The sequence below is a fragment of the Desulfonatronospira sp. genome, assembly GCA_003563255.1.
In the GTDB taxonomy this organism is placed as follows: Bacteria; Desulfobacterota; Desulfovibrionia; order Desulfovibrionales; family Desulfonatronovibrionaceae; genus Desulfonatronospira.
Map to the genome: position 1 here is coordinate 1 of PWSL01000153.1, position 4,747 is coordinate 4,747.

The 4,747-nt window shown below is 50.5% G+C and carries 4 protein-coding genes; 2 read left to right on the forward strand and 2 right to left on the reverse strand.

Features of this window, described 5'->3' with window-relative positions:
* The first annotated feature begins 623 nt into the window (after positions 1 to 623).
* Together QZP87_RS04245 and QZP87_RS04250 are read left to right on the forward strand one after the other, a co-directional pair.
* Positions 624 to 1,091 (forward strand): cytochrome c family protein, encoded by a 468-nt coding sequence (locus tag QZP87_RS04245; RefSeq protein ID WP_291321676.1) that lies wholly within the window; start codon positions 624 to 626, stop codon positions 1,089 to 1,091.
* Positions 1,092 to 1,260: 169 nt separating this feature from the next.
* Positions 1,261 to 3,027, forward strand: a complete 1,767-nt coding sequence (locus QZP87_RS04250; protein ID WP_291321677.1) for a methyl-accepting chemotaxis protein — start codon at positions 1,261 to 1,263, stop codon at positions 3,025 to 3,027.
* A 34-nt stretch (positions 3,028 to 3,061) separates the two neighbouring features.
* On the opposite strand, the gene QZP87_RS04255 is transcribed toward QZP87_RS04250, so the two are convergent.
* Together QZP87_RS04255 and QZP87_RS04260 are read right to left on the reverse strand one after the other, a co-directional pair.
* A complete protein-coding gene (locus tag QZP87_RS04255; RefSeq protein WP_291321678.1) occupies positions 3,062 to 3,808 on the reverse strand; it encodes a ZIP family metal transporter in 747 nt (248 codons plus the stop codon).
* A 106-nt stretch (positions 3,809 to 3,914) separates the two neighbouring features.
* Positions 3,915 to 4,747: M48 family metallopeptidase (locus tag QZP87_RS04260; RefSeq protein WP_291321679.1), on the reverse strand; the 833-nt coding region annotated here is incomplete at its 5' end.

Genomic DNA, 4,747 nt, shown 5'->3' on the forward strand with positions numbered 1-4,747 from the left:
CGGGTTTTATCATCTCTATCCACAGATCCCCGGGACATGGTCATTTCTGTTTAGACGTACTCCTCAAACCCTGTCACAAACATCAAAAATATTCCCGAGGCGGGGCGGGAAGCCCTGCCACATGCAAAGCGCTGAACAGATACCCGGCAGGACTTGCTGAAAGAATGTAATCATTCAGGGAGATACCGGCCTTTTGCCAATAGTCACCACTGAGGACCCCCTGAATGGTTCCAAAAAAAAGAATAGTTGAACAAATGGATTGAATTTTGTGAAAAAATATGCAAACAGTCCTTATCATTACAGCGACACTTTGAGTAAATTATCGCCTCGGCCACCGGGGACAGGCACCCCCAAACCTTTTTCTGAAGGATGTTTGACGGCATTTTAAAAATAAGTGCGGGGAGAGCCAGTCCCTTCCAGCTTAAATAAATTGTCGCTGTAATGTTATCAGACCGCTTTTATTGTAAACTGAAATCCTTATACTTGAGTCCGGGCCCTCTGGATGACCAATGCCTTATGGTTAGACCGCCCGGGAAGGTACTCACTGGTTACTGTAGTGCTGAATAAAGGATCAGATCTCTGTGTTGCTGCAGAGTAAACTTTTCACGGAGGAGGACAATGTCATGAAGCATCTGCTTATTCTCTTTTGGGCTGCTCTGGCTGTCATGTTGGGATTAAGCCTGTCCATGGGAAACACCTTTGAAAAGGAATATGTGGGCTCGGATGCCTGCAAGGGCTGCCATGTTCAGGAATACGATAATTTTATGCAATATGCATCCAAGTCAAAATCCGATGAAAATGTACAGCTTATGATGGACAAATTGACCCCGGAAGAACAAAGGGAATGTTTCGAATGCCACACTACCGGTTACGGGGAGCCCGGAGGATTCATCAGTTTCGAAGAAACCCCTGAAATGGGTCATGCAGGGTGCGAAGTCTGCCATGGTCCGGGTTCTGAACACGCCTTTACCGGGGACCCATACCTCATTGAAGCAGACTTGACCATAGAAGAACATTGTGCACCATGTCATGACGATGACCGGGTCCGGAACATCAATTATAAGCCGCTGCTTTATTCCGGAGCGCACTGAGGGAAAGCAGGGGAAAGCAAGGGACAGGCACCCCCGCACTTATTTTTGTCACAGAAAATTTCAGCATATTTGAAAAAAAAGTGCGGGGGGAGCCAGTCTCCGTGCCACATGCAAAACGCTGAACAGATACCATTATCACAGCTTTGAGTAACCATCAGGAGAGTAACTTATGAAATTTTTTGACATATTGTCCAGATCCATACTGCTCAAGGTGATTGTATTAGTGACCTTGCTTGCCATAGTTGTTTTTGCACTCCTGATCATTGTTAATTCTTACTGGCAGAGAACTGATACTGTAACTCAGATAGAAAGCCAGGGTTACCGGACCACTGACCTGGTTGAATTGAATATTGAAGAACCAATGCTCATAGGCGACAACCAGGGCACTCATCAGCAGTTCGCCCGCATTAATGCCCTTTACGATGACCTGTGGGTATACCTGACCGACTTCCGGGGCAATATAACTTACTCCACCCGGGAGGATATCTTGCGTCAGGATGTGGATCAAGTGCTCCCTGAACCGGAAATTCACGGCGTGGTCCTGCAAAGCCTGGAACGGGAAGAGGAGCACTCAGGAATGGTAACAGCCGGTGGTAGAAACTACTTCATGACCGTGCGCTCCATACCCAACGAGCCCGAGTGCTACCACTGTCACGGCAGTTCCCAGCCGATTCTGGGCAGCATGCTGGTAATGCAGGATATTGACTCCGAACTTGCCGTACTGCATAAACATCAACTCCAGAATGTCCTGCTGGGCCTGGGTTGTCTTTTGGTCCTGGTATTTACACTGGTCTACTTTCTAAAGAAGACTGTGATAAACCGGATATCCTACCTGCATGACATGGAAACCCGTGTCAGCCAGGGAGAACTGGACCTGGAATTCAGGGATCTCGGCACTGATGAACTGGGCAGGTTGAATAATGGATTCAAGGAAATGGTTCATAACCTGAAACAAAAAATCCATGAGTCCCAGGAAAAAACCAGGATGGCCGAGGAACAGTCCAGGGAAGCCAAACTGGCCATGGAAGAAGCAGCCCAGGCCAGAAAAGCCTCCGAACATAGAGAAGAGAAAATGCTGGAGGCTGCAACCCAGGTACAGGGCATAACCCGGGAACTGACCCAGTTCACAGAACAGCTGGCGGCCCAGGTGGAACAGGCCAGCAGGGGTGCTGAGGAACAGAGCAGGCGTACTACTGAGGCCGCAACATCTATGGAAGAAATGAATGCAACGGTATTAGAAGTAGCCCGGAACGCTTCCAGATCTGCTGATGATTCCAGCCAGGCACAGGAGACAGCTCAGTCCGGAGAACAGACGGTCCAGAACGCAGTCCAGGCCATTTCTACTGTGCAGAGTAATGCCCTGACACTGAAGACCCAGATCGCTACCCTGGGAGAGCAGGCAGACGGCATAGGCAAAATAATGAACGTCATTGATGATATCGCCGACCAGACCAATCTCCTGGCCTTAAACGCCGCCATAGAAGCCGCCCGGGCAGGTGATGCCGGTCGCGGATTTGCAGTTGTGGCGGACGAAGTACGCAAACTGGCGGAAAAGACAATGAAGGCCACCCAGGAAGTGGGTCAGTTTATTACCACCATCCAGGAAGAGGTCAAGAGAAACATGGAAAGCGTGGATCAGACGGTTGATTCCGTCAAAGGCGCTACAGAACAGGCCAATGAGTCCGGAAAACAGCTGCAAAGAATAGTGGAGCTTGTGAAGCAGGCCACAGAACAGGTACAGGCCATCGCCACCGCCACAGAAGAACAATCCACGGCCAGTGACGAGATAAACAGGAACATTGAGGAAATAAACAGAATATCCAAGGATACTGCCGAAGTCATGAACCAGTCCTCAAGGGCCATAAACGATCTCAGTAATCAGACTCAAAAACTTGAGCAACTGGTGCAAAAACTCCAGGAGGGCTCAACACAATAGCAGCCTTCCAGGGGCAGGTTTGACTCTTTCCGGATCAAACCAGGAGCAGAAAGCCAATGAGAAGCCCTGAAGTCATTCCGGCATTGGCTGCATGGCCGTGCATGCTGCTGGACTGCGGAATAAGCTCATCACTGACTATATAGATCATGGCGCCGGCTGCAAAGGCCAGGGAACCTGCTATCAGCACTTCGGAAATGCCGAAAACCAGCAGGCCCAGGGCTGTACCCACCGGCGTCATAAGGCCCGCTACCAGGGTAAATAATAAAACCTTGAGATTGGAGAGTCCGCCTGCTTTCAGCGGGCCTGCCACTGCCAGGCCTTCTGGAATATTATGCAGCCCGATGGCCACTGCAATAATCAGCCCCAGTTCCGGGCTGGATTCCAGCCCTGCCCCGATGGCCAGGCCTTCAGGGATATTGTGCATGGAGATGCCGATAAAGATAAGATAGCCTGTACGTAGCACGCTGCTGTTTATCTTCAGACGTTCGGGGTTTTCCACAGCCAGATTCTCACTGTCTGAAAGATGCGCATGGGGTATAAACCTGTCCAGCAGATACATAATGCCGCAACCCAGAAAAAAGCCTGAAAAAAAGACCGGAATGGTGCCCAGTTCCAGGGCTTCCGGCATAAGCTCCAGAATCGATATCACCAGCATTATGCCTCCGGCAAAACCCAGAAGCCCTGCCATGGTTCTTTTTCCCGGCGTGCCTGTAAACATGAGCAGGATTGCTCCCAGAGCAGTGGATGATCCCGCCAGCATACTGTAAATCAAAGCCTGCATATTCTTCCTGGTATCTGTTTAGGGGACTTATTTTTATTAAAAATGATCTTGGTTTTATTGGAAAAAAAAGTACGGGGGTGCCTGTCCCCTGCTTTCCTTAAATGCGCTAAGCAGATACGCAGGATTTAAGCTTTTGCTTCGCGTTCTGCTCAAGAGCATGAATACGCTCTGTTATTGTGGGGTGCGAATAGTAAAATCCGCTGTATAAAGGATGCGGATTCATGTTGGCCAGGTTTTCCGTACCAAGCCGGATCAGGGCCTTGATCATAGGCTGAACCCCTGCCCCGTGCTCCGCGGCAAATCTGTCCGCCTGGTACTCGTGTTTTCTGGACAGCATACTCAGTACCGGGCTCAACCAGAAAGTGACCAGTCCGGCCAGGATGACAAAAAGTAGAAGTGCAGGTGCCGGACCGGCGTGTTCAGCCTGGAACCCGAATGCCTCCACAAAAACCGGAGTCTCAAGGAGCCAGGCAGCCAGTCCAAAGCCGGCCAGCAGCATGACCGCGGATAGAGCCAGCATCCTGGGCACGTGCCCCTTTTTGTAATGACCGATCTCGTGGGCCAGGACCGCTTCAAGTTCCCGTGGCTCCAACTGATCCACCAGTGTATCGAAAAGTACGATGCGCCTGAACCTGCCGAACCCGGTGAAAAATGCATTGGAATGCCCGGACCTTTTGCTCCCGTCCATGATCTGGATAGTCCTGGCCTTGAATCCTGCTCTTTGGGCCAGGTTCATGAGCCTTTCCCGCAGCTCGGAGTCGGGCAGCGGAGTGAGCCTGTTGAAAAGAGGCAGAATGAGCAAGGGATAGAGGACCATCATAACCAACTGAAAAACAAAGACCACGGCAAAGGCCCAGATCCACCACAGGCTGCCCATCTTGATTATCAGCCAGATAATCAGGCTCAAAAGCGGTACGGCTATAACCGCGCCGATAATTA